Origin of the sequence: Nocardiopsis mangrovi (genome assembly GCF_042653925.1) — a bacterium.
Classification (GTDB): Bacteria; Actinomycetota; Actinomycetes; order Streptosporangiales; family Streptosporangiaceae; genus Nocardiopsis_B; species Nocardiopsis_B mangrovi.
The window spans coordinates 81900-102417 of record NZ_JBHSFQ010000001.1 but is presented as its reverse complement, the minus strand read 5'-3'; the positions used below and the strand labels follow the sequence as shown (position 1 = coordinate 102417).

The 20518-nt window shown below is 70.9% G+C and carries 21 protein-coding genes; 12 read left to right on the top strand and 9 right to left on the bottom strand.

Annotation, left to right across the window (positions count from 1 at the left end; translation table 11 throughout):
- Positions 1–122: 122 nt before the first annotated feature.
- A complete protein-coding gene (locus ACFO4E_RS00475) occupies positions 123–1406 on the bottom strand; it encodes a CaiB/BaiF CoA transferase family protein (protein WP_378570374.1) in 1284 nt (427 codons plus the stop codon).
- 162 nt (positions 1407–1568) lie between these two features.
- Between ACFO4E_RS00475 and ACFO4E_RS00470 the strand changes: the two genes are divergently transcribed.
- From ACFO4E_RS00470 to ACFO4E_RS00445, 6 genes are all read left to right on the top strand, one after another.
- Complete coding sequence (locus tag ACFO4E_RS00470) at positions 1569–2363, top strand: GntR family transcriptional regulator (protein ID WP_378570372.1); 795 nt, start codon at positions 1569–1571, stop codon at positions 2361–2363.
- Complete coding sequence (locus tag ACFO4E_RS00465) at positions 2360–2758, top strand: FAS1-like dehydratase domain-containing protein (RefSeq protein ID WP_378570370.1); 399 nt, start codon at positions 2360–2362, stop codon at positions 2756–2758. Before ACFO4E_RS00470 ends, ACFO4E_RS00465 begins: the two co-directional genes overlap by 4 nt.
- Before the next feature lie 83 nt (positions 2759–2841).
- On the top strand, positions 2842–3333 hold the full coding sequence (locus ACFO4E_RS00460; protein ID WP_378570368.1) for a MaoC/PaaZ C-terminal domain-containing protein: 492 nt from the start codon (positions 2842–2844) through the stop codon (positions 3331–3333).
- Between the two features lie 88 nt (positions 3334–3421).
- A complete protein-coding gene (locus tag ACFO4E_RS00455; protein ID WP_378570367.1) occupies positions 3422–4357 on the top strand; it encodes a U32 family peptidase in 936 nt (311 codons plus the stop codon).
- Between the two features lie 263 nt (positions 4358–4620).
- A complete protein-coding gene (locus ACFO4E_RS00450) occupies positions 4621–6009 on the top strand; it encodes a glycerophosphodiester phosphodiesterase family protein (RefSeq protein WP_378570365.1) in 1389 nt (462 codons plus the stop codon).
- A gap of 218 nt (positions 6010–6227) precedes the next feature.
- Positions 6228–6725: a hypothetical protein gene (locus tag ACFO4E_RS00445; RefSeq protein WP_378570363.1), complete on the top strand. Its 498-nt coding sequence runs from the start codon at positions 6228–6230 to the stop codon at positions 6723–6725.
- A gap of 149 nt (positions 6726–6874) precedes the next feature.
- Here the strand turns inward: ACFO4E_RS00445 and ACFO4E_RS00440 are convergent, their stop codons facing one another.
- Positions 6875–7234, bottom strand: coding sequence for a hypothetical protein (locus tag ACFO4E_RS00440; protein ID WP_378570362.1), 360 nt, complete (start codon positions 7232–7234; stop codon positions 6875–6877).
- A gap of 12 nt (positions 7235–7246) precedes the next feature.
- On the bottom strand, positions 7247–8569 hold the full coding sequence (locus tag ACFO4E_RS00435) for a helix-turn-helix transcriptional regulator (RefSeq protein WP_378570360.1): 1323 nt from the start codon (positions 8567–8569) through the stop codon (positions 7247–7249).
- A gap of 213 nt (positions 8570–8782) precedes the next feature.
- Here ACFO4E_RS00435 and ACFO4E_RS00430 point away from each other — a divergent pair, with 213 nt between their 5' ends.
- The 3 genes from ACFO4E_RS00430 to ACFO4E_RS00420 all read left to right on the top strand — a co-directional run bounded on the left by ACFO4E_RS00430 (position 8783) and on the right by ACFO4E_RS00420 (position 11545).
- Positions 8783–9520: a hypothetical protein gene (locus ACFO4E_RS00430; RefSeq protein ID WP_378570358.1), complete on the top strand. Its 738-nt coding sequence runs from the start codon at positions 8783–8785 to the stop codon at positions 9518–9520.
- A gap of 67 nt (positions 9521–9587) precedes the next feature.
- Positions 9588–10505 carry a phosphotransferase family protein gene (locus tag ACFO4E_RS00425; RefSeq protein ID WP_378570356.1) on the top strand — a complete coding sequence of 306 codons (918 nt, stop codon included), beginning with the start codon at positions 9588–9590 and terminating at the stop codon, positions 10503–10505.
- 617 nt (positions 10506–11122) lie between these two features.
- Complete coding sequence (locus ACFO4E_RS00420; RefSeq protein ID WP_378570354.1) at positions 11123–11545, top strand: hypothetical protein; 423 nt, start codon at positions 11123–11125, stop codon at positions 11543–11545.
- 100 nt (positions 11546–11645) lie between these two features.
- On the opposite strand, the gene ACFO4E_RS00415 is transcribed toward ACFO4E_RS00420, so the two are convergent.
- Complete coding sequence (locus ACFO4E_RS00415; protein WP_378570353.1) at positions 11646–11837, bottom strand: DUF397 domain-containing protein; 192 nt, start codon at positions 11835–11837, stop codon at positions 11646–11648.
- 10 nt (positions 11838–11847) lie between these two features.
- A complete protein-coding gene (locus tag ACFO4E_RS00410; protein WP_378570351.1) occupies positions 11848–12690 on the bottom strand; it encodes a helix-turn-helix domain-containing protein in 843 nt (280 codons plus the stop codon).
- A gap of 326 nt (positions 12691–13016) precedes the next feature.
- Here ACFO4E_RS00410 and ACFO4E_RS00405 point away from each other — a divergent pair, with 326 nt between their 5' ends.
- A complete protein-coding gene (locus tag ACFO4E_RS00405; RefSeq protein ID WP_378570908.1) occupies positions 13017–13475 on the top strand; it encodes an ATP-binding protein in 459 nt (152 codons plus the stop codon).
- A 172-nt stretch (positions 13476–13647) separates the two neighbouring features.
- Here ACFO4E_RS00405 and ACFO4E_RS00400 read toward each other — a convergent pair whose 3' ends face one another.
- Positions 13648–15450 carry a 3'-5' exonuclease gene (locus tag ACFO4E_RS00400; protein ID WP_378570350.1) on the bottom strand — a complete coding sequence of 601 codons (1803 nt, stop codon included), beginning with the start codon at positions 15448–15450 and terminating at the stop codon, positions 13648–13650.
- 409 nt (positions 15451–15859) lie between these two features.
- Here ACFO4E_RS00400 and ACFO4E_RS00395 point away from each other — a divergent pair, with 409 nt between their 5' ends.
- Together ACFO4E_RS00395 and ACFO4E_RS00390 are read left to right on the top strand one after the other, a co-directional pair.
- Positions 15860–16204: a DUF3817 domain-containing protein gene (locus tag ACFO4E_RS00395; RefSeq protein ID WP_378570348.1), complete on the top strand. Its 345-nt coding sequence runs from the start codon at positions 15860–15862 to the stop codon at positions 16202–16204.
- 388 nt (positions 16205–16592) lie between these two features.
- On the top strand, positions 16593–17249 hold the full coding sequence (locus ACFO4E_RS00390; RefSeq protein WP_378570346.1) for a DUF1707 SHOCT-like domain-containing protein: 657 nt from the start codon (positions 16593–16595) through the stop codon (positions 17247–17249).
- 133 nt (positions 17250–17382) lie between these two features.
- Here ACFO4E_RS00390 and ACFO4E_RS00385 read toward each other — a convergent pair whose 3' ends face one another.
- From ACFO4E_RS00385 to cydC, 3 genes are all read right to left on the bottom strand, one after another.
- The gene (locus tag ACFO4E_RS00385; protein ID WP_378570344.1) at positions 17383–17898 is read right to left on the bottom strand and encodes a hypothetical protein; all 516 of its coding nucleotides are present in this window, start codon (positions 17896–17898) and stop codon (positions 17383–17385) included.
- A 184-nt stretch (positions 17899–18082) separates the two neighbouring features.
- Positions 18083–18436 carry an ADP-ribosylation/crystallin J1 gene (locus ACFO4E_RS00380; RefSeq protein WP_378570342.1) on the bottom strand — a complete coding sequence of 118 codons (354 nt, stop codon included), beginning with the start codon at positions 18434–18436 and terminating at the stop codon, positions 18083–18085.
- Between the two features lie 199 nt (positions 18437–18635).
- Entirely contained in the window at positions 18636–20474 is a 1839-nt protein-coding gene (cydC, locus tag ACFO4E_RS00375; protein ID WP_378570340.1) for a thiol reductant ABC exporter subunit CydC, read from the bottom strand.
- Between the last annotated feature and the right edge of the window lie 44 nt (positions 20475–20518).

Here is a 20518-nt window from a genome sequence, read left to right as displayed (position 1 = left end):
GGGCTCCTGTCGTGGTGGGTGGGTGCGGCGGGGTGGGGCGGGATGGGGCCCGCACGGGCCGCGGGCCCGTGCGCGGCGGGGCGGTGCGAGGGATGGGGCCGGCGGGACGGCCGGAGCGACGGTCAGGATCCGGGAGACGGTGGGGCCGGGTCGCTCACGGCGGGGGCGGCGCCCACGATCCCGCGCCCGGTCAGGTCGGCGATCTCGGCGAGGGTGAAGCCCGCCTCCTCCAGCAGGCTCCCGGTGTCGGATCCCAGCCGCGGCCCGGCCGGGCCGCGGCGCACGGGGGTGGCCGACAACCGCATGGGCGATCCGATCTGGCGCACCCGGCCGGCCCCGGGGTGCTCGGCGTCCCAGAAGAAGCCGCGCTGTGCCAGGTGGGCGTCGTCGTAGGTCTGGTCGGTCCGGTTGATCGGCGCGCACGGCACCCCGGCCGCGTCCAGGGCGGCGATGAGGTCGTCGGTCGTGCGGCGCAGGGTGACCGATTCGATGGCGGGGATCAGTTCGTGGCGCAGGCCGTGGCGGTCGTGGGCGTCGGCATAGCGGGGGTCGGCGAGCAGCTCCGGGAGGTCCAGTGCCCTGCACAGGCCCTGCCACGTCTTCGGGCTCACGGCGCCGGCGGTGATCCAGCCGTCGGACGTGCGCAGGGCCTGGTAGGGGGCGGTGCTCTGGTGCGCGGAGCCGTTGGGGCGGCCGACGGCGCCGGTCGCCCAGTACTTGGACGCCTCCCAGATGGTGAAGGAGACCCCGGACTCGAAGAGGGAGACGTCGACGTGCTGTCCGCGCCCCGTGGTGCGCCGCGCCTCCAGCGCGGCGAGGACCCCCATGGCGACGTAGAGGCCGCAGGTCAGGTCGCACATCGGTACGCCGATCTTGACGGGGTCGCCGTCGGGCATGCCGGTGATGCTCATCAGCCCGGAGCGGGCCTGCGCCATGATGTCGAGGCCGGGCAGGTCGGCGAGCGGGCCGTCTTCGCCCCACCCGGACGCCGACGCGTAGATCAGCGCGGGGTGGCTCTCGGAGAGGTCGCCGTAGCCGAGGCCGAGGCGGTCCATGGCGCCCGGGCGCAGGTTCTGCACCAGGACGTCGGCATCGTCGAGCAGTCTGCGGAGGACCGCGGCGCCCTCCGGCGCCTTGAGGTCGATCGCGACGGAGCGCTTGTTGCGGTTCAGCCGCATGAACGGGGAGCTGTACCCGTCGATGAAGGGCCCGATGTCGCGCACGGCGTCGCCGCCGTCCGGGTTCTCGATCTTCACGACGTCGGCGCCGAGGTCGGCGAGCTGCATGGTCGCGAAGGGGGCGGCCATGTAGGCGCCGACCTCCACGACCTTGACGCCGCTCAGGGGCGGCCGCGCCGTCTCATGCGTATCAGGGTCGGGCTGCGGGGGCATGGCGGTCCTCTCCACGCGGGTGAGTGTCCCCGGACACCGTGAGTGGTGACCGGGGCCACATTTCATCGGGTGGACTATTGTCTACAACAGTCAATAGACAAAAGGCAAGGTCTGCGCCACACTGCCGTGTGAGCCGGTTCACCGGTGCCGGCTCGGGCGAACGGGACAGGGAGAGGCATGACGACCGTCGAGTCGACGACGCCCCGCAAGGGCGCACCGCAGATCGAGCGACCACCGAGCATGGTGCAGCTCGCCGCGCAGTCGCTGCGCCGGATGATCATCGGCGGCGACCTCCTCCCCGGCGACCGCGTCGTCGAGAACCAGCTCACCAAGGAGCTCGGCATCAGCCGGCCGCCGCTCCGGGAGGCCCTGCGGGTCCTGGAACGCGAAGGGCTCATCAGGCAGGTCTCCCACAAGGGGGCCATCGTCACGCCGCTGACCCTGCACGACGTCTACGAGATCGTCACCCTGCGCCGCGTTCTGGAGCGCATGGCGATCGACCTCGCGCTCCCGGTCACCGACGGCGCCCGGCTGGCGCGCTGCCGGTCGGCGCTGGGCGCGATGGAGCTGGCCGCGGCCGACGACGACCCGGCCGCGCTGTCGGAGGCGGCGTTCGGCTTCCACCTCTCGGTGATCGGCCTGTCCGGGCACGACCGCCTGGAGGACACCTACCGCTCGCTCTACCTCCAGATGCTGCTGTGCATGGTGCTCAACCGCCGGGCCCGCGCACAGAGGGCCGAGACCCCCGCCCAGGACGTGCAGCGGCACCGCCGGCTGCTGGAGCTGATCGAGGCGGGGGACCCGGCACCCGTCCTGGCCGAGCTCGAACACCACGGCGACCGCACGTTCATCGCCGACATCGCCGACACCCTGGACGACGGCAGCCCACAGGCACGGGCCTGGCTCGACAGGCTGCGAGCGGAGGCATCGCACGAGCCGCGGGAGCCGGCGGAGCCGGAGGCGCGGGGATGAGCGGCATGGCGAGCCTGCACGCCGCCGTCGGCTGGCGTGGCGCGACCCGGACCGACGCCGTCGAACGGCGGCACCTGCACGCCTACCAGGACGCGATCGGAGCGTCCCGGTCCGACGAGGCACCGCTCACCTTCGTCGCGTGCTTCCTCAGCGAACCCCCCGACTGCCCGGCCGCCTTGACCTACGGGACCGGCTGGCTGAACGGGGAGGACACGTTCGACGGCCACGGCCCGGTGCGGATCGGCACGGTCCTGCACTCGGCGCCGGTGCTCACCGAGGTCACCGAGAAGCACGGCCGGTCCGGCGCCTTCGCCCTGCTCACCTTCGTCACCGACTTCCGCGACGACAGCGGCGCCCTCCTCGTCCGCCACACGGGCGTCCGCCTGCGCCGCTGAGGCTCAGCCGTCCGAGCCGCCGGGGCCGCGCCCCCGCGGCCCGCACCACCCCCGTACCGTCCCCACTCCGCAAGGAGGACGCGTTGAACGAGGCCACCAGCGACAACGAGGCCACCAGCGATTCGCAGGCCGCCGGCGGCAAGGAGGCCGCCGGCCGCACCGCCACGGCGCGATCGGCGGAGGCCGGGTTCGAACCGCCGCCACTGCGCCTGACGCCGACCCTGCGCGACATCGTCCGCTACGCGGGGGCCGCCGGCGACTTCTACGAGATGCACTACGACCTGGACTTCGCCCGCCGCCTCGGGCACCCGGAGCTCTCCCTCCACGGCCTGTACAAGGCGGCGCTGCTCGGCCGCCTCGTGAGCGAATGGGCCGGTGACGCCGGCCGCCTCACCTCCCTCAGCGTGCGCTACCGGGGGATGGACGTCCGCGACCGCGAACTGACCTGCGCCGCCCGCGTCGAATCGGCCGACGGCGGCCGCGTGGAACTCACCATCCGCACCGAGAACGCCGAGGGCGAGGCCACGACGGTCGGAACCGCTGTGGTCACCCTCGACCCCCCGGCCGGAGCCTGACCGGCCGCCGCACGGCAGAGGCCCGCCCAGCGGGGCCGGCGGATCCCGCGCGCCCCCACCACCCCTCCGGACAAGGACGGACCCCACCATGGAGCACACGGCACTGCTGGCACTGGCCGACCGGTTCGGCCACCCCGTTCTCGATGGAACGCTGCCCGCGTCGGCGGCGACGTTCTCCGACGGCGCCCGCTTCCGGATCGAGATCCCCAGCTGCGAGGGGCCCGACGTCTTCGCCGCGGTCCTGGACGAGGCTGAGACGCGCGGCGTGCGGATCGACCGCGTCTCGCAGGGCAGCGGCGTCATGATGCTGACCGACGCCGAGATCCGCCGGATGGCGGCCATGGGCGCCGGCGCCGGGGTCGAGGTCAACCTCTTCATCGGCCCGCGCGGCGCCTGGGATATCGGCGGGCAGGCGAAGGCCACCTCCGCCGCGGGCGGCGCCGCCCGCGGCAACGCGACCCTCGCCGCGTGTGTGAACGAGGCGCTGCGCGCGGTGGACCTGGGGATCCGCAGCCTGCTCGTCGGGGACGTGGGCGTGCTGGAGGTCCTGGGCCGGATGAAGGAGGACGGCGTCCTGCCCGCCGAGCTCGCGCTCAAGACGTCGGTGCTGATGCCGCTGGCCAACGCCCCGACGGGCGCTGTCTACGAGCGGTTGGGCGCGACCAGCCTCAACGTCTCCACCGACCTGCCGGTCCGCGACATCGCCGAGATCCGCGCCGCGACGGCGGCCGCCGTGGACGTCTACGTGGAGGTGCCCGACGACCAGGGCGGTGCGGTCCGGTTCTACGACGTCGCCGAGCTGATCCGGACGGCGGCCCCGGTCTACGTGAAGCTGGGTGTGCGCAACGCCCCCAACATCTACCCGAGCGGCCGCCACATCGCCGGCCTCGCCGCCGACCTCGGCCGCGAGCGCGTCCGCCGCGCCGAACTGGCCCTCACCCTGCTGGCCGACCTCGCCCCCGGCCTCGCCGCGCGCCCTGATGCGGATTCGCGCCCCTCCGACCTGCGCGTCCCCGTGGTCTGAGGGCCACGCGGGAACCCGGATCGCCGCGACCCCCGCAGACCCGGCCGCGGTCGGGCCCGGCAGTTGGGCCGACGGGTCGGCGAACGGCCAGGGGCGACTTCCGGCCGGTCGGTCGGCGAGCGACGGGGAGTCACCACGGGCCCCCGGACGCGTCCATGATCTTCCGGGGCTGTTCACCGGACCCGGCCGACGCCGTTCGATCCCGGTTCGACCTGCACAGGGAGCCTTGCGTGTCGTCCGTGAAAAAGAAGATTGGAGCGTCCGTGGGTACCGTGCCCCTCGGCCAGAGCGCTGCTGTAGGCGCGCTGGCACTCACCGTTCTAGCCCCGGCCGGTCCCGCGATGGCGGCGCCCGCAGGGCAGCCGTTCGACCGGATCCACCAGAACCTGCTCGACCATTCCGAGGACGCGCCGCTGATGATCGCGGCGCACCGCGGGCAGTGGCGGGAGCATCCGGAGAACTCGATCGCGGCCATCGACGAGGCGATCCGCGACGGCTCGGAGATCGTCGAGATCGACGTCCGCGAGACCGCCGACGGCCACCCGGTGCTCATGCACGACGAGACCGTGGACCGCACCACCAATGGGACCGGCGAGGTCTCCGATCTGACGCTGGCGCAGATCAAGGAACTCCGGCTCAAGGAGCACCTGGGCGGTGCGCAGGCCGAGCTCACCGACCACACCGTGCCGACCCTTGAGGAGGCGATGCTCGAGGTCCGGGGGCGCGCACTGGTCAACCTGGACAAGGGGTGGGCCGCCCGCGACGGCGCCTACCGGGTGCTGGAGGAGACCGACACCGTCGACCACGCCCTGTTCAAGGGCAGTCCGACCGTGTCGGAAGCGGCCGAGTTCATGGCCCGGGACCCCGAGATCCAGTACATGCACATCATCAACGACGGCAACGCCGACGTGGTCGGGACCTTCCCCGACCGCCGGCCCGTGGCCTACGAGGTGGTGTTCGACGAGCTCACCGACCCGCAGGTCCAGCCCGCCGTGCTCGACGAGATCCAGCAGGACAGCCGGGTGTGGATCAACACGATGTGGAACGGGCTGGCGGCGACCTACACCGACGAGGCGTCGCGCCGCGACCCGGCGCTGGGGTGGGAGACGGTCGTCGACGAATACGACGCCACCATGATCCAGACCGACTCCGTCGAGGCGCTGGACTACTGGCGCAACGGCGGGGACATGCGGTTCTGGGAGTCCCAGCGCGGCAACCGGACCGTGCGGGTCCAGGCCGAGGACTACGCGCCGGGCGGCGAGGGCGTCGGTTACCACGACCTCGACCCCGACACCTGCGGCCTCAAGCCGGAGGGCGACGTCGACGTCTGCGACATCGAGGGCGCGGTCGCCGTCGGCTCCGTCCAGGCGGGGGAATGGATCAGGTACACCATCGACATCAAGCGCCCCGGCCGCTATGAGGTCTCCGCCCGCCTGGCCTCCGACAGCGGGTCCCCGGGCCGCGTCACCGTGGACTGGGACGATGAGGACTCGACGACCTTCGACGTCATGAACACGACGAACGACGAGCGTGCCTTCATGACACAGCCGGTGGAGACGCGACGCTTCGACGCCGGCACCCACGAGTTCGTCGTGAACATCGACGACGCGGACGGATTCAACCTGGACTACCTCCAGTTCGACCGCACGTAGGCGAGCCGGAGGCCAACAGTGCAGTGGGCCGGCGGGCCGGCGGGTCGGCAGGCCGGCGGGCCTCGGGGCATCGGGCACTGACGCCCGGGGCCCGCCGACCTCGAAGTCGGCGTCGAAAGCGCCGCCCTCCGTCGGACGTGGTCGCTGTAGGGTCTCCCGAATACGCGGAGGGGACTCCGCTTCATGCGCAGGGGGACCCGGCACTGAGGAGGTCGTGCGTGGGCGGTGAGCGGCTCGAAGCCGAGTGGGTACGGGCCTGGTGCACGAGGGCGGGCGCGGACCTGGCGGAGTCGATGCGCTCGTTCCAGGCGCGGCACGGGTTCCCGCCCGGCAGGAACGTGATCGCATGCGCGACGGAGGAGAGCCACCGGGACACGGACGCGCTGGTGGAGCTGACGCCGATACCGTCGGACCTGACCACGCTGTACTGGGTGGTCGCCGAGATCTCGCTGCCCGACGTGGACGCCGGATACTTCGTCCACCCGCCCTCGATGGTCGCGGGGCATTTCCGCGAGTACGGCCCGATCCGTATCGACGGGGAGGAACCGGCTCTGGTGTTCGCCAGCGACGGCGGCGGGCACCTGTTCGCACTGGCAGGCTCCAGACGCGTGTGGCGGTCCGCCACCCCATCCCACTCCGCCCGCTTCGACCTCGCCGCGCCCGGCCTCGACGAGTTCCTCGACACCTTGGCCCATCGGATCGCCGACCGACCCTGACCGGCTGACGCCCGAGGACGGACTCCGCGCCGTCAAACCTCCGCGTCCCAGCGGTCTGATCCATGTCTGACGGCCAGCACGCTCAAGGAGCAGGCCAGGTGCCCGGCATCCGCCGGGCACCTGGCCGGAGCATCAGGACGACCACGAGGTCAGAGGTCCTGTTCGATGCGCTCGAAGATGCCGGAGTCGGTCTTCCGCTGCCACTCGGGAAGCTGCTCCCAGTCGGCTACATAGGAGGGCTTGGGGTCGGCGAAATGCTTGAAGATCTGGCCGGTCCAGCACAGGGCGACGAACCGCCCCTTCTGCTCGGCGGTGAGCCGCGCGGCGGCACCGTTCGTGACGGTGATGAAGGCGGAGACCTGGTCATATACAGCGGTCGCCGCCTCGCGCTCCCAATCGGGGGTGTCCTCCCACGGGGTGATGTATCCCGGTTTGGGCTCCCCGGGATAGTACGCGTTCACGCCGTCGATCCACGCCTGCCGGAACACCCGGCCTCGTTCATCCTGCACAGGTCTCCTTCGTCATCCGTTGATGGAGGGGCTGTTGAAGAGCGCCGTGATGTCGGCGTCGATACGCCGGACCTGAGAGTGCGCCAGTAGGGGCTCCAGGTGTGGCTGAAGGCCATGCAGCTTGCGACCGATCACGCGAGAACCGGTCCGGCGAGCGGCGGCCAGAGCCGTATCGACATAGGTGACCACCTGATCCGGGTCTCGACGTCGGACGCCGAGCATGGCCAAATCGGTGAGCACACTCGCCTTCCGGCGGATGGTGAGGGACCCGGATAAGGCGTCCGTGAGTACGGATTCGGCTAAGTCGTCGCGACCGAGCGCGGTATAGCAGGTCCCGCGCTCCTCGGCCAAGCGCGAGCCGTCGAAGCGTAACCATCCGCCGTTGTGCACGGAACCCTTGAGTCCTTGGACATGTGCAGCGGCGTCGAGAGCGCGCTGGCAAGCGCTGAGGTCACCGAGACCGGCGAAGTTCTCGGCCTGAACGGCGGCGACCCAGTGCCGCGTGGACGACGAACCGTCTCCGCGGCGGGCTACGGCGGCTGCCAGCTCCAGCATGGGGGAGGCTTGGGTGAATCGGCGTTCGTAGACGGAGATGAAGGCGTGCCGGGTCAATGCGCACGCCCACAGATCGAACGCTCCGGCTTCCTTACCGGCTGTTGCGGCAAGGGTGTAGCAGTGGGCGGCGCTCGTGTACCGGTCCCCGTCGAAGAAGAGTTCCCCGGCCAGTTGAAACAGGTCGGCGGCCAAGCCGCACAGGCTCCGGTGATCGGCCTGCGATCGAACTCGGCTCAGTTGATCGGAGAGAACACCCAGCTGATCGAGGACGAGTGGGAGTATCTGGCCTTTGACGTCGGTCAACGCGAAAACTCGCCACAAGTGGGTATTGAGCTGAGCGTACTCGCCAAGGAGCGCGGCATCAGGTCGGCTACGAGGGTCGGCGGCCGAAGAGACACGTTCCACGTCGATGATCTGGGCAGAGGGTAGTGCCATCACCGTGCCGGCCATGCTGAACAGGCGTAGCAGTTCGCGACGCTTCATGTCGTCGATCTCCGTGGGATCCGGATGGGTACGGAGTGCGATCCCAGAATCGCGATCATCGATGTACCCCATCCGATGGGAGCTCTCGTCGGCTCCGGCCAGCAGTCGATCGAGGTGTTCCAGCGAGATCTGTAATCCGCGTGCGAGCTTGGGACGAATCCATGGCTGGGGCTCCCGTTCTCCGCGTTCCCATCGCACCACGGTAGATCGTTCGACCCCTAAGAGACCCGCCAGCCCCTCCTGAGTGAGGCCGAGGCACTTCCGGCGCTGGGCCAGTTCGCGTCGTCTGGGCTCCATCGCTCAGCCTCCGTCCGAGTCGATCAGCAACGTTGTCGTAGGTCAGCGCTGTCGTTGCCGCATCAGTGCCTCGTATCTGCCCCATCCTGGCTGTGGTCGTGTGCCGCGACTGACGGTTGGCTCGAGGTAACGGCGCGACACCGCGCCCAAGGTATCGGAGAGCCCCGTGCAAAGAGGTTCGAATACGGTCGCAGGACGAGGAGGGCACCCCCGGTGACCCCCCTCATCGCCCGCACGACCGTGGAACTACCCGTCGAGTTCGATACCCGGTGGAGCCGCATCCCAGGCGTCACCGTGGAAGGCCGCACGATAGGCATCGAGTCCAATGAGTACTTCTTCCGTCTGGAGTCTCGGACCTGGACGGTCATCAGCTGGGAGAAGGTCTCTGACGAACTACTCCCGGTCGACGAGACTCCGGGGTCCGCCATCGAGCAGACCACTCTGGAATACATCGCAAAGAACGGCCGAACCACGGACGATCCAGCCGAAGTCATGCGTATCGCCTGGGACGTCTACAGCTTCCTGTTTCGTGCGGAGCACCTGCCTGCGCTGGGTCTGGAGGGAATCACCGAAACGCACCTGCGGATGTTGGCCGAGGTCTCGGTCTTCACCGCGCTCAACAAGGTCGAGCAGGACGGCAGGATCACCAACGTCGGCCCCTGCTGGTTCTTCGCCGACGCCGCCCAAGTGGTCTTCGATCTCGACGAGAAGACCGTCGGGCTGCTCGACGAGGTGTACCACGGCGGGTGGTTCAACGAGAACCGACGAATCGAGAGTGTGAAGGCCCATGCGGCTCTCGGGGGACGACTGGTGCACGGCTGCCAGTCCGTTCCCGACCGGAGGGGTGGAGCCGTGGCGCCCTACGGGACCCCCATGGATCGCTTCCGCGACGAACTCGCCGAATTCCGCGACGAGTGGATGACGAAGGTTCGGTCCTACCGCGCCGTCTGATTGCGGGCCAGGAGAACCTGGCTCCCCGCCGAGTGGCGGGGAGCCAGGCCATGACAAGGAGCAATGAATGCACCAGTGTGAGATCGATCAGCTGCGGCGGGACGTACTCGGTCGGGTCGGCGTCGGTCCGCTGCTCGACAACGTCGACGTCCTGCACAGCTGGGAGCTATCGCACGTGGAGCGGCTGCGGCTGGCCGATGGCGGATCGCTGGTGTTCAAGTGTGCGACCGAGCCGTTCACCCATGAACACACCGCCCTGCTCAGTGCGTTGCAGGCAGGGGTCGACGTCCCCAGGGTCGAGGCGTCGATCAGGACGGGAACTCTGCTCGGCATGCTCATGGAGGACATGGGGGCACCGGATTGCGATCCCACCGACGCCCACGGCATTGCCGCGGCCGTCCGCCTTCACGCGGCGGCGGTACCACCGCATCTTCCGCCCGCGGATGCAGGCTTTCTGGCCTCGCTCCCTGAGCGCGCGCTGCGCAACCTTCGGCTTCTCTATGAAGAGGACCGCTGGGAAGGCACCGACGACATCGGCGAGACCCTGTCGGAACTCGCACGGGCGGGCCGGAGCCGCGCCGAGGGCGCGCTCACGCCGCCCTACGGGTGGGTGCATGGGGAATTCCATCCCGAAAGCGTGCTCGTACGCGGCGACCGTGTCCGGCTGTACGACTTCGCCCGAGCCTTCCGCGGTCCGGGGCTGATCGACCTGGCCTCTTGGCACGGAACCGTGGACACCCCGGACCCGGACGCCACGCGGGTGTTCATCGAAGGCTATGTGGAGGCCGGCGGCGAGTCCGGGGCACTCGCTCCTAGAGGCGGACTGGACGCAGAGCGCTGGGCATTGGGGTGGCACCGGGTGTGGGCCCTGGAATGGTTTCTCGCCCAGGCGGTCACATGGATCGCCGATCCTGCCGCGGATTCGGCGTACATCACCGCAGTCCGCCGTCATGTCGGCGACGGCGCTGAACTTCTCAAGATCTAGCGTTCGCCAGGAGGTCCAGCCCGTGGTCGCCCCTGCCTACCTGTTGATCGATATTGATGGGGTCCTCAACCCGTTTCCTGGTCCGGGGGGCTCCATCCCTCCGGGCCACCGTCCGCATCTCGTCTCGCCCCAAGGTCACCGCGACGTTCCCGTCTGGCTCGATCCCTACCACGGGCGGTGGGTGAAGGCCGTCCGATCCACGCGCTTGTTCCACCCAGTGTGGGCGAGCAGTTGGATGGAGGATGCGGGGCGTCTCATCGGGCCCCCTCTGGGGCTGGGGGCTCTGCCGTACATCGATCTGGGAACACCCGACATATCCACTCCCCACCCGCACGGATATCTCTGGAAGCGGGATCCCGTCTCCGCATGGGTGGGAGACGCCCCGGTGGCGTGGATCGACGACGATTTTGCTCCGCTCGACTACGAGTGGGCAGCTCAGCGTTCTCTGCGTGGATCTCCGACGTTGCTCGTCCAGCCGGATCCCTACCAGGGGCTCGATCTCCGCCACATCAGGGCCGTACTGATGTGGGCGGAAAGCACGCTTCAGAGCCCGCGAGTAGGACATCGGGAAGGGGACGTACGTGTCAGGCGATCGGTCGTCGATCCATCCGTTCCGAGTGCTTGAAACCCCGGATGGGGGTACAGCCCGGATCGACCGGGACATCGTCCCTCTGGTCCGCAGATTGTGGGGTATCGGCATCCGTCTCAGGGCGAGTTGCCAGAACTTCGGTGAGTCCCTACACGAAGTACCGTCCCTCGCCGTCCCGCCCGGAGACCACCGCTGGTCGGGCTTCTACCAGGACCGGGTATGGCTGAAGCTCTCCAGTGAGCACGCCTGCCGATTGGTCGCCCTTCTCGCAAGCAACGACGAACTCCGCTCCTACATGCGCGAATGGGGCGGCGCCGATTCGTGGATCTGCTCCCGGTTCATCGTGCCCAACGCTTTCGGCGGCGACGCCGTCACCTCTGACGACGCCCACATCTTCTTTCCCAGCACCCACCTACCCGTCGTCATCTGCACTTTGGATGAGGTGGGGTGAAAGGCTGTGGCCGGATGCACCGGGTCGGGATACGATCTCGGGCGGAACGAGTACACGACTGCCCCCAGCCGCCCGGCGGCTGGGGGCAGTCGTCTTCAGGTCAGATCGCGTCGTTCTTGACCGCGCGGAGGAAGGACCGCCACTCCACCCCGGGGAAGACGAGTTTCCCCGCATCGCGGTTCTTCGTGTCGCGGAGCGCCGATGAGTTCGGGCCGTCGGCGACCTCGACGCAGTTCTGTTGCTGGGTGTAGGTGGACGTGCGCCATCTGGCGGCGTGGGGGAACGGCTGCATGTCGATCTCTCTATCGGCTCAGCATCTGCTTCAGATACGGGATCGTCCGCTCCTCATCGAGTGCGGAGCTACGCACGTGATCCCACAGCTTGCGGTACACGCTGATCTCGTCGGGCCGCTCAAGGTAGAGGCCGTCGGTGAACGTCTCCAGGTAGACCACCGGGGACGCGGGATCAGGGAAATCAATGATGACGAATGGGCCCGTGGCACCGGCATGGACCCCCGCGCTCGTCGGAAGGACCTGGATCGTGATGCGGCTGGAGGAGTCCGCCAGCTTCACCAGGTGATCGATCTGTTCGCGCATGACCTCAGGTGCGCCCGCCAAGCGCTGCAAGGCATGTTCCTCGATGACCGCCCACACGTCCGGCGCGTCTTCCGCGGTCAGGATCTGCTGGCGGCGCATCCGCGCGTCGACCGCTCGCTGGATGTCATCGGGATCGCGCCAGAGCCGGGCCCGCTGCACGATCCGTGCATAGCCCGGGGTCTGCAAGAGGCCGGGGACACCGAACGCCTCGTAGTTCGCGATGCTGGTGGCCTCGGCCTCAAGCTCGACGTATGAGCCCGTGAGGATGTCGTCATAGCGCGTCCACCAGCCACGCTGCTGCGCTTGGCGGACGAGGGCGAGGACCGCGTCGTAGTGCTCGTGACCCTCCTCAACCGAGTACTCGCGCAGAAGCGCCTTGACTTCGACGACCGAGGGCTTCTTGCGCTCGCCCGTCTCGATATGGCCGAGCTTCGCCCGCGACCACTCCAGGCGCTTGGCGGTCTCATCGAGGCTCAACCCGGCGTCCTTGCGCATGCGCCGGAGGATGGCCGAAAGCTGGCGCCGTCTGATGGTCGGACTCGCGGCCACTCGCTTCCCCTTCGTGCGCAGATGCTTGTCGTTGCTGATCGTAGCCCTCCAAGGCGAGAAAACAGACATATAGCAATCTAAGGAATAGCGCTTGAATCTTAGATTTCTAGGATTCATTATGGAGCTGTACTCGTTCCCAGTCGCTCTGTTCCAAGCGACTCGACCCCTCGGGGGTTCTTCATGCGTGACTTCAAGCGTTACGACGGCATCCGGGCCAAGCGGTGGCGTGCATCCCTGGTCAGGCGCTATGCGATGACGACTCCTCGCGCCTTGGCCGCTGCGAATCGGACGCGGCGGATCGTGGCGGCGGTGGGGGTGGCGTGGTGATGCTGCGGGCGCGGAGGGATTTGGCTCCGTTGAAGGGGAGCGATCACCACGGGCGGTTGCACGTGCTTCCCGGGCGGGCGGAGAGTGCTGCTGAAGCGCGGCGGCTGCTCGTGTCCGGGCTGGGGGCGCGGCATCCCTATCTGTACAACGCGCAGCTCGTGGTGACGGAGCTTGTGGCCAACGCCGTGCGGCACTCGCGTAGTGGGCTTTGGGGCGGGGAGGTCGGGCTCTACATCGAGGCGTCGCGGGGTGGTGCTGCTCGCATTGAGGTGATCGACAACGGGCCGCTGCTGCACCGGCCGAGCCGTCCCGTCGTCAAGCGTCCCCGGGACGGCGGTGAAGGCGGCCGTGGCCTCGCGCTCGTTGGCGCGTTCGCCGACGTGTGGGGGACTCTTCGCAACCCCAACGGCTACACCACCGTTTGGGCTCGCTGGAATGCGGGTGGGCGAGCCGCCTGAGCACGCTCGACTCGTTCGAGGACTCCGTCGTTCGTCTGCCCCAGCTGATCGGGCTGAACGACGGCCACGGCCTCCCGGGCTTCGCCCGGGAGGCCGTTTCGTGCCGATCAGAGCCGTCGGCCCTCCCGGGTGGAGCCCGGGAGGGCCGACGGCTGCGTTCTTCCGTGTTCGGTCAGGTCACAGGGTCGATGTGGGGGAGGAGGCGGCTGGGGGTGCCGACGAATGAGACATAGAGGGTGTCGCGGGCTCGGGTGCAGGCGACGTAGAGGAGGTTGCGTTCCTGCTGGTAGACCTGCTCCAGGGCGACGGGGTCGCCCTCGCTGGAGTCGATCGCCGCCTTGGGCGGCAGCAGGGGCTCGCTCAGCCCCGCGACCGCCACGCAGCGGTACTCCTGGCCCTTGAGCCGGTGCATGGTCCCCAACCGCACCGCCCGGATGCCGTCGTCGGCGTCGAGCGGCGCCGTGGGAATGCCGCGCGCGGTCAGTTCCTTGGCCAGGCCGCGGACCACCCACTGGTTGCGGCCGGCCACGGCGATGGACGACGGTGCGACCCCGGCTTCGAGCCACGCGCGGACCTGGTCGCCGAGGGCACGGCGCTCTTCGTCGCGGCTCACGCATCCGCGCACCGCGGGCTCGGGACCGTTCAGGAGTGAGCCCCGGCCGTCGGGGGTTCCGACGCCCTCACCCGCGGGCCGGCCCAGGAGGGGGGCCGCCCAGTGCAGGATCTCCTGGCTCACGCGGTACACGGTGCGCAGCCGGTGGCTGCGCCCGCGCACGTTGATGCCCAGCGACGCCAGCGACACGCGGTGGTCGCCAACGCGCCGGTCCGGATCGCCCGCGATGAAGAGGTCGTCCGGCCCCTCGGCGACGATGGCGCGCAGCAGCCGCCACTGGGCAGGGTGCAGGTCGTGGGCCTCGTCCACCACGACGTGGCGGTAGCGCGGCCCGGTGCGCGCCAGGATCCGGGCCGATTCGGCCGCGATCTGCGGGTAGGACCACTCGCCGGAGACCCGCATGGCGGCGGTGTAGCGCTGGATGGTCTCCCACACCTGCGTGCGGTGCTCGGGGGCCAGGTGCAGCACCCGGCCGCTGCGCTCACATCGGATGTAGTCGGGGCAGGTGGCGATGGACTGCGCGAGGATCACCTGCTCCCATTCGTCGGCGAGGAAGCGCCCGGAGTAGGGGAGCCCCTCGGACCAGGCGGCCTCGCGCCACCGTTCGCCGAGGGCGTCGCCGCTGATCGCCTCGGGCACCGTGCCGGTGTGCTCGCAGACCACGCCCCTGGCCAGCGAGTCGACGGTGGCGACCTCGACCCGGGCGCGCACGTCGGCGTCCGGGAGCAGGCGGTCGAGCAGCCCGGACAGGGTCCGGGCCGACAGGCGGCCGCGGGTGGTGAGCAGGATCGCGCGCCGGTCGAGGTCGGGGAACGCGGCGGCGTCGCGCGCGGCGAGGTAGGCGGCCCGGTGGAGGGCGACCGCGGTCGTCCCGGTTCCGGGGCCGCCGGTGACCTGCGCGGAGCCGGTGAAATGGGCGTCGGTGAAGCGGCGCTGGTCGGGGTGGAGCGTGGTCCGCCAGTCGTCGAAGGACCCGGCGAGGGCGTCGGCGAGCGCGGCCGGGCCGGTCACCTTGGGCGCGCCGGCCGGGGGAGCGGGCGGGCGGCCTCCGCCGACGAGTTCGATCTCGGGGCCGCCCGCGGGCCGCAGGCCGCGCGCGTAGGCGATCGCCTCGTCGCGCGGGCGGACCGCCACCAGGCACCGAGTGTCGCCGGGGCCGGTGGCGGGCGCGACGACACCGGACCACTCCGGGCCGATGCGCAGGAGCCCGATGCCGGGGCCGGGGGTGTCGGCGACGGCCTCCAGCCGGTCGCGGTCGCCGGACATGTAGGCCTGCACCGCGGTCAGCGCCGCCGCCTGGATCGCGTTCTCGAGCCGGGAGAATTCGGAGAGGAAGGTCGGGGAGATGGCGAGCTTGGGCACGTCCTTTGTTCCTCCGGTCGCAGTCCTGACATGGGGAGTCGGGCGGGAAGATCGGCGTGCACGACCGCGCTTCCACATAAGGTCATGCTCGCTGCGCAATTCCGGCAAACGGCTCGTGGAGGGCGATCCACGGCACCCGGGAGGGGGAATTCGGGGACGGAGAAACGGCAGGTCAGAGCGGTCGTTTCGAGGGTGTTTTCGAGGCGCGGCCGGATTCGGGTGGGAAAAGCGTCAGCGGCGCCCGGATTCCCGGGTCGTCTGAAGTCCGTAACCCGTGATATCGATCGTCCGTAATCGGGGGTGATGGGGTTCACCGAGGGGGTGGTGCCACCGCCTCCGAGCGGTGGAGCAGACTGGGGGAGAGGGATTCGCGCCCTCCGCCACCACCCCCGCACGAACAGGAGCCCACGTGTCCAAGCCGGTACTGACCATATTCCGGGTGATCGCCACGGTCGAGGCCGTCACGTGGGCGGGGTTGCTGGTCGGGATGTTCTTCAAGTACGTGGTGGTTCGCAACGAGATCGGTGTGCAGATTTTCGGTCCTCTGCACGGGGCCGCGTTCATCCTCTACGTGATCATCGCCGTAATCGCCTGGTACCGGCTCGGCTGGAGCCTGTGGACCGGCGTGCTCGCGCTGGTGGCGAGCGTCCCGCCCTTGGGAACGGTCGTCTTCGAGCGGTGGGCGTCGGCGCGCGGCCGGATCGAGCCCGCGGCGGCCGTCGGCGACACGGCGGGAGAGCCCGCCGGGGTCTGACCGGGCGGCCGATCGGGCGGAAGGGCGGCTCAGGTCCCTGCCAGGGCCCGTCCTTCCCCGGCAGGGGCCTCAACCGCCGCGCCCGCGGCGCACAGGTCCACGGCATCGTGAATTCGGTGGGGTTGTATTCGCATTTCTTTGCGGGGTGTCACCGTCGCGGTCAACGGGCGAACAATCATTGCACGTATGGCCGAAAAGGGCGCGCGTTTTCCCGGTCCCGTGTCGCGCATTCCCTGGGGCATTCGCCGACCGTCGTGAAATGCCCGCCGTATTCCCGCCATTCGGTACGGCGTACCATGATCGCGGTGGTCGCGGGCCGGTGACCGGGGTCGGACCCGCTGGTGAACGGCGGGGGACCACCGATGGCGGACGGGGACGAGGAGGGCGGATGGACGCGCACGGGGCAGACGGCGGCCCGGACGGCGCGCACGGCCGGATGCGGGCCTCCGACCGCGACCGCGACCGCGTGGCGGAGATCCTGCGCGAGGCCGCCGCCGAGGGCCGCATCACGCTCGACGAACTCGATGAACGACTGGACCGCGCTTTCGCGGCCCGCACCTACGCCGAACTCGACCCGCTGACGGCAGACCTGCCGATCCCCGGGGTCCAGGCCCCCGCACCGGTCACCCCGGCGGCCTACCCGCCCGCGTCACCCGGGCCCCCGCTGGTGCTCAAGTCCTCCATCGCGGGCAGTATCGTGCGCCGCGGCGCCTGGGAAGTGCCCGCGCGGGTGCGGGTGGTCAACCCCTACGGGGTCGTACGCCTGGACTTTCGTGATGCCACCCTGCTCAGCGATGTGGTCGAGCTGGAGTTCGGCGAATCCTGGGGCGAGGCCAGGGTCGTGCTGCCCGACGGCGCGACCGCCGCGGTGGACGTCGACACCTCGTGGCTGGGCAGTGTCGACAGCAGGGTGCCGCCGGCGCCCGCTCCGCCTGCCCCGCACTTCGTGGTCAAGGGAAGTGTCAAGGGCGGGTCGCTCAAGATCCGCTACGGCCGCTCACCGGGCGGCTGGCTCAGCGGCGACATCTGGGACGACTGGCTCTGACCCGATCCCGGCCCCGGCCCCGATCCCGGCCCCGGCCCCGATCCCGGCCCCGGCCCCGATCCCGGCCCCGGCCTCGGTCCCGGTCATGCCGCGGTGACGCGGCCCGGGCGCAGCGGCCGTGACGTCCCCCTGCCTATGCCTTGCGCTGGACGGCCTGGGCCGTGGTGAGGAGTTCGGGTTCACCGAAGCGCCGGGGATCGAGCCACAGGGATACCGCCAGGCCGGGCTCTTCGAGCCAGAAGGCACGGCCGTCGCCGTGCCGGCCCGGGCTCGTGCCGTGGTCGAAGGGGTCGAGCTCCCACGTGCCCGGGTCGATCTCGTGGTACTCGGCGAGGAACGCGCGCAGCGCGGCGAGGTCGGTCAGGGCCGCTCCGCGCAGCACGTTGACCTTGAGGCCGACGCGGTAGCCGCCGCCGGGGGCGGCGCCCTCCCATACCCGGGACGTGAAGGCCACCCCGCCCCACTCGGTGGCGAAATCGGCGCGGTCGTCCCCGGCTCGCTCGGGCACGGACCCGACGACGAACCCGGAGAGCTCGCCGCCCCCATCTCCGCCCGCGCGCCCGGCGGAGGGGCCGGACGGGCCGGATGGAACGGGCAGATGGGCGGCGCCGACGAGCAGGACGGCGAGAAGCCCGGCGAGGATCCCCATGCGACACCTCCGGCGGTGGTGGACGGGACGCCCGTGCGGCCGTCCCTCGATCTCCATGCTGGAGGACGTACCGTCTCCACCGCCACACGGGTCCCGTGCCTGTGGACAGGGCCGGCGGACGACCGGCGGCGGTACCCAGGGCGGGCGCGCGGGCCGCACGGGGCACCGCGCGCCGCCTCCGGACTCAGCGGAACTCGTGGACCACCTGGATCCGGCCCACGATGTGGGCGTTGAACGCGTCGAGGTCCTCAGCCGGAACCCACAGTTCGAGGATGGTCCGCCCGCCCGCCTGCCGCACGGGGTAGCGGGACAGGAACGCGGAGTCGACCTCGAAGCGGGTGACGAAGCTGGCGCCGTCGCGCTCGACGTTCCAGTCCCTGGCGATCCTGATGGCATAGTCCTCGTTGAGGACCGGGTAGAAGATCGGCTGCTCGGGCAGCCGGGGCGGCCAGGCGCGCCATCGCAGTTCCCGCACCAGGCCGAGTTCCGCCGGGCCGGTCGGGCGCCACAGGGTCGTCGTCACGGGCCGGCCGGTCATGGGGATCGCCCTTTCGCTCGCGGGATCGCGGATGCCGCCGGTCAGCGGCGGAGAACGGGACGGGACGCTACCGCGGCGCCGTCCGTTCCGCCAGGCGTTTTCCCGCGTGCGCCGGCGCCGCCCTTCTCCCCCGGTCGCCGGCACCCACCCCGGCGGGGTCCGCGCCCCCGGAGCGGGTCCCGCCCGGTCCACCCCGAGGTCAGCGGGTCCGGTGGGCGTCGCGGTACCAGCCCTCCCGGGCGAGGAGCTCCTCATGGGTGCCGTGCTGGAGCACGCGGCCCTCCGCGACCACGTAGATGCGGTCGACACGGTCCAGCCCGGCGAGGTCGTGGGTGATGAGCAGCGTGGAATACCCCTCCGCCGCGTCCAGCAGATCGGCCACGACCTCGTCGCGCGTATCGGGGTCGAGGTGCGCCGTCGGCTCGTCGAGCACCATGACCCGCGGCGCCGCCAGCAGGGCGCGCGCGAGGGCGAGCCGCTGGCGCATGCCGCCGCTGAGCCGGGTGCCGTGCGATCCGACCTCGGTGTCGAGGCCGTCGGGCATCGCCTCGACCTCGTGGTCGAGGCGCGCGCGCCGCAGGGCCGACCACAGCTCCCCGTCGTCGGACCCGGGCCGTGCCAGCCGCAGGTTCTCGCGCAGGGTGCTGGCGAAGATGTGCGGGTCCTGCGGCACGCCGGTGACCACCGTGCGCACCTCGTCGGCCGGGAGCCCGGTGATGTCGGAGCCGCCCAGTTCGACGGTGCCGCCGTCGGGGTCGCGGAAGCGCAGCAGCACCGCCGCGAGCGTGCTCTTGCCCGCCCCGCTGGGGCCGAGCACCGCGATGGTGCGCCCGGCGGGGAGGTCGAGGTCGACCCCGTCGAGCGCCCACGGCTCGGCCGGGCCGTAGCGGACGCGCAGCCCCCTGACGCGCAGGGCCGTACCGCCGCCGGCCGCGTCCGCCCCGCGAGGGAGACCGCCGTCGGCCGGGTCCGCACCCCCGGGCGTGCCGCCGGGATTGGCCCCAGCGTCCTCCGGCGTTCCGCTCCCGGCGGGCTCGGCGATCGCGGGCGGGGTATCGAGCACGTCGAACAGCCGCTCCCCGCCGGCCCGGACGGCGCCCAGCCGCGCGGCCACGGCCGGCAGCGGCGCGACGACCTCGAAGGCCGCCAGGGCGGTCAGCACGATCACCGCCATGGGAATGGGGCCGAGGGTTCCGTCCCGCACAGCGGCGACCGCCAGCAGGAGGGTCCCCCATACGGTCAGACCGGTGATCAGAGCCGTCGCCCCCGCTCCGAGGCCGAGCAGGGCGGCGTCGCGGCGCGCGACGCGGGTCAGCTCGTCGTCGGCGGCCTCGACGCGCCGCACCGCCCGGTCCATGGCGCCGTAGGCGACGAGGTCGGGGGCCCCGTAGAGGGTGTCGACCAGCGCCGTCGACAGGTCGCCGCGGGCCGCGGCCTGGCGGCGGCCCGGCCCCCGGCCCAGGGCGGCCGCCGCCAACGGCACCGCGACCCCGGCCAGCAGCAGCCCCGCGGCCAGCAGCAGCCCGCCGGGCGCCAGCAGCGCCGTCGCGAAGGCGACGGCCGCCGCGCCCGTCACCACGGCGACCAGGGGCGGGGTGAGCCCGCGCACGAGCAGGTCCTGCGTCACGTCGGTGTCGCTGACCAGGCGCGACACCAGGTCGCCGGAGCGGAACCGGCGGATGGGCTCGGTCCGCGCCAGGCGCTCGTAGACGCGTACCCGCACATCGGCGAGCGTGCGGAACGCGGCGTCGTGAGTGACCAGCCGCTCCAGGTAGCGCGTCACGCCCCGCGAAACCCCGAGAGCGCGGGTGGCGACCACGGCGACGCTGATCGCGGTGATGGGCGGATGGGTGGCGGCGGTGGCGATCAGCCAGGCGGCGACGGCGAGCAGCGCCACGCCGGAGCCCGTGGCCAGGGCTCCCAGCAGCACTCCGAGGGCGAACCGCGAACCGCGCGGCCGGGCCAGCGCGACCATCCGCCACAGCGGATCCCGCCGGACGGTGGGCACGGTCGCGGCAGTGGAACGTGTCGGGGTCATCCCCGCCTCCTCGTCAGTGCGCCGCCGACACAACGGCGGGGGCG

Coding starts and splice junctions, on each gene's coding strand:
- ACFO4E_RS00405 (WP_378570908.1), top strand. CDS start 13,017: ATGCTGCGGGCGCGGAGGGATTTGGCTCCGTTGAAGGGGAGCGATCAC.
- cydC (WP_378570340.1), bottom strand. CDS start 20,474: ATGACCCCGACACGTTCCACTGCCGCGACCGTGCCCACCGTCCGGCGG.
- ACFO4E_RS00470 (WP_378570372.1), top strand. CDS start 1,569: ATGACGACCGTCGAGTCGACGACGCCCCGCAAGGGCGCACCGCAGATC.
- ACFO4E_RS00465 (WP_378570370.1), top strand. CDS start 2,360: ATGAGCGGCATGGCGAGCCTGCACGCCGCCGTCGGCTGGCGTGGCGCG.
- ACFO4E_RS00385 (WP_378570344.1), bottom strand. CDS start 17,898: ATGGGGATCCTCGCCGGGCTTCTCGCCGTCCTGCTCGTCGGCGCCGCC.
- ACFO4E_RS00415 (WP_378570353.1), bottom strand. CDS start 11,837: ATGCAGCCGTTCCCCCACGCCGCCAGATGGCGCACGTCCACCTACACC.
- ACFO4E_RS00455 (WP_378570367.1), top strand. CDS start 3,422: ATGGAGCACACGGCACTGCTGGCACTGGCCGACCGGTTCGGCCACCCC.
- ACFO4E_RS00435 (WP_378570360.1), bottom strand. CDS start 8,569: ATGGAGCCCAGACGACGCGAACTGGCCCAGCGCCGGAAGTGCCTCGGC.
- ACFO4E_RS00425 (WP_378570356.1), top strand. CDS start 9,588: ATGCACCAGTGTGAGATCGATCAGCTGCGGCGGGACGTACTCGGTCGG.
- ACFO4E_RS00380 (WP_378570342.1), bottom strand. CDS start 18,436: ATGACCGGCCGGCCCGTGACGACGACCCTGTGGCGCCCGACCGGCCCG.
- ACFO4E_RS00390 (WP_378570346.1), top strand. CDS start 16,593: ATGGACGCGCACGGGGCAGACGGCGGCCCGGACGGCGCGCACGGCCGG.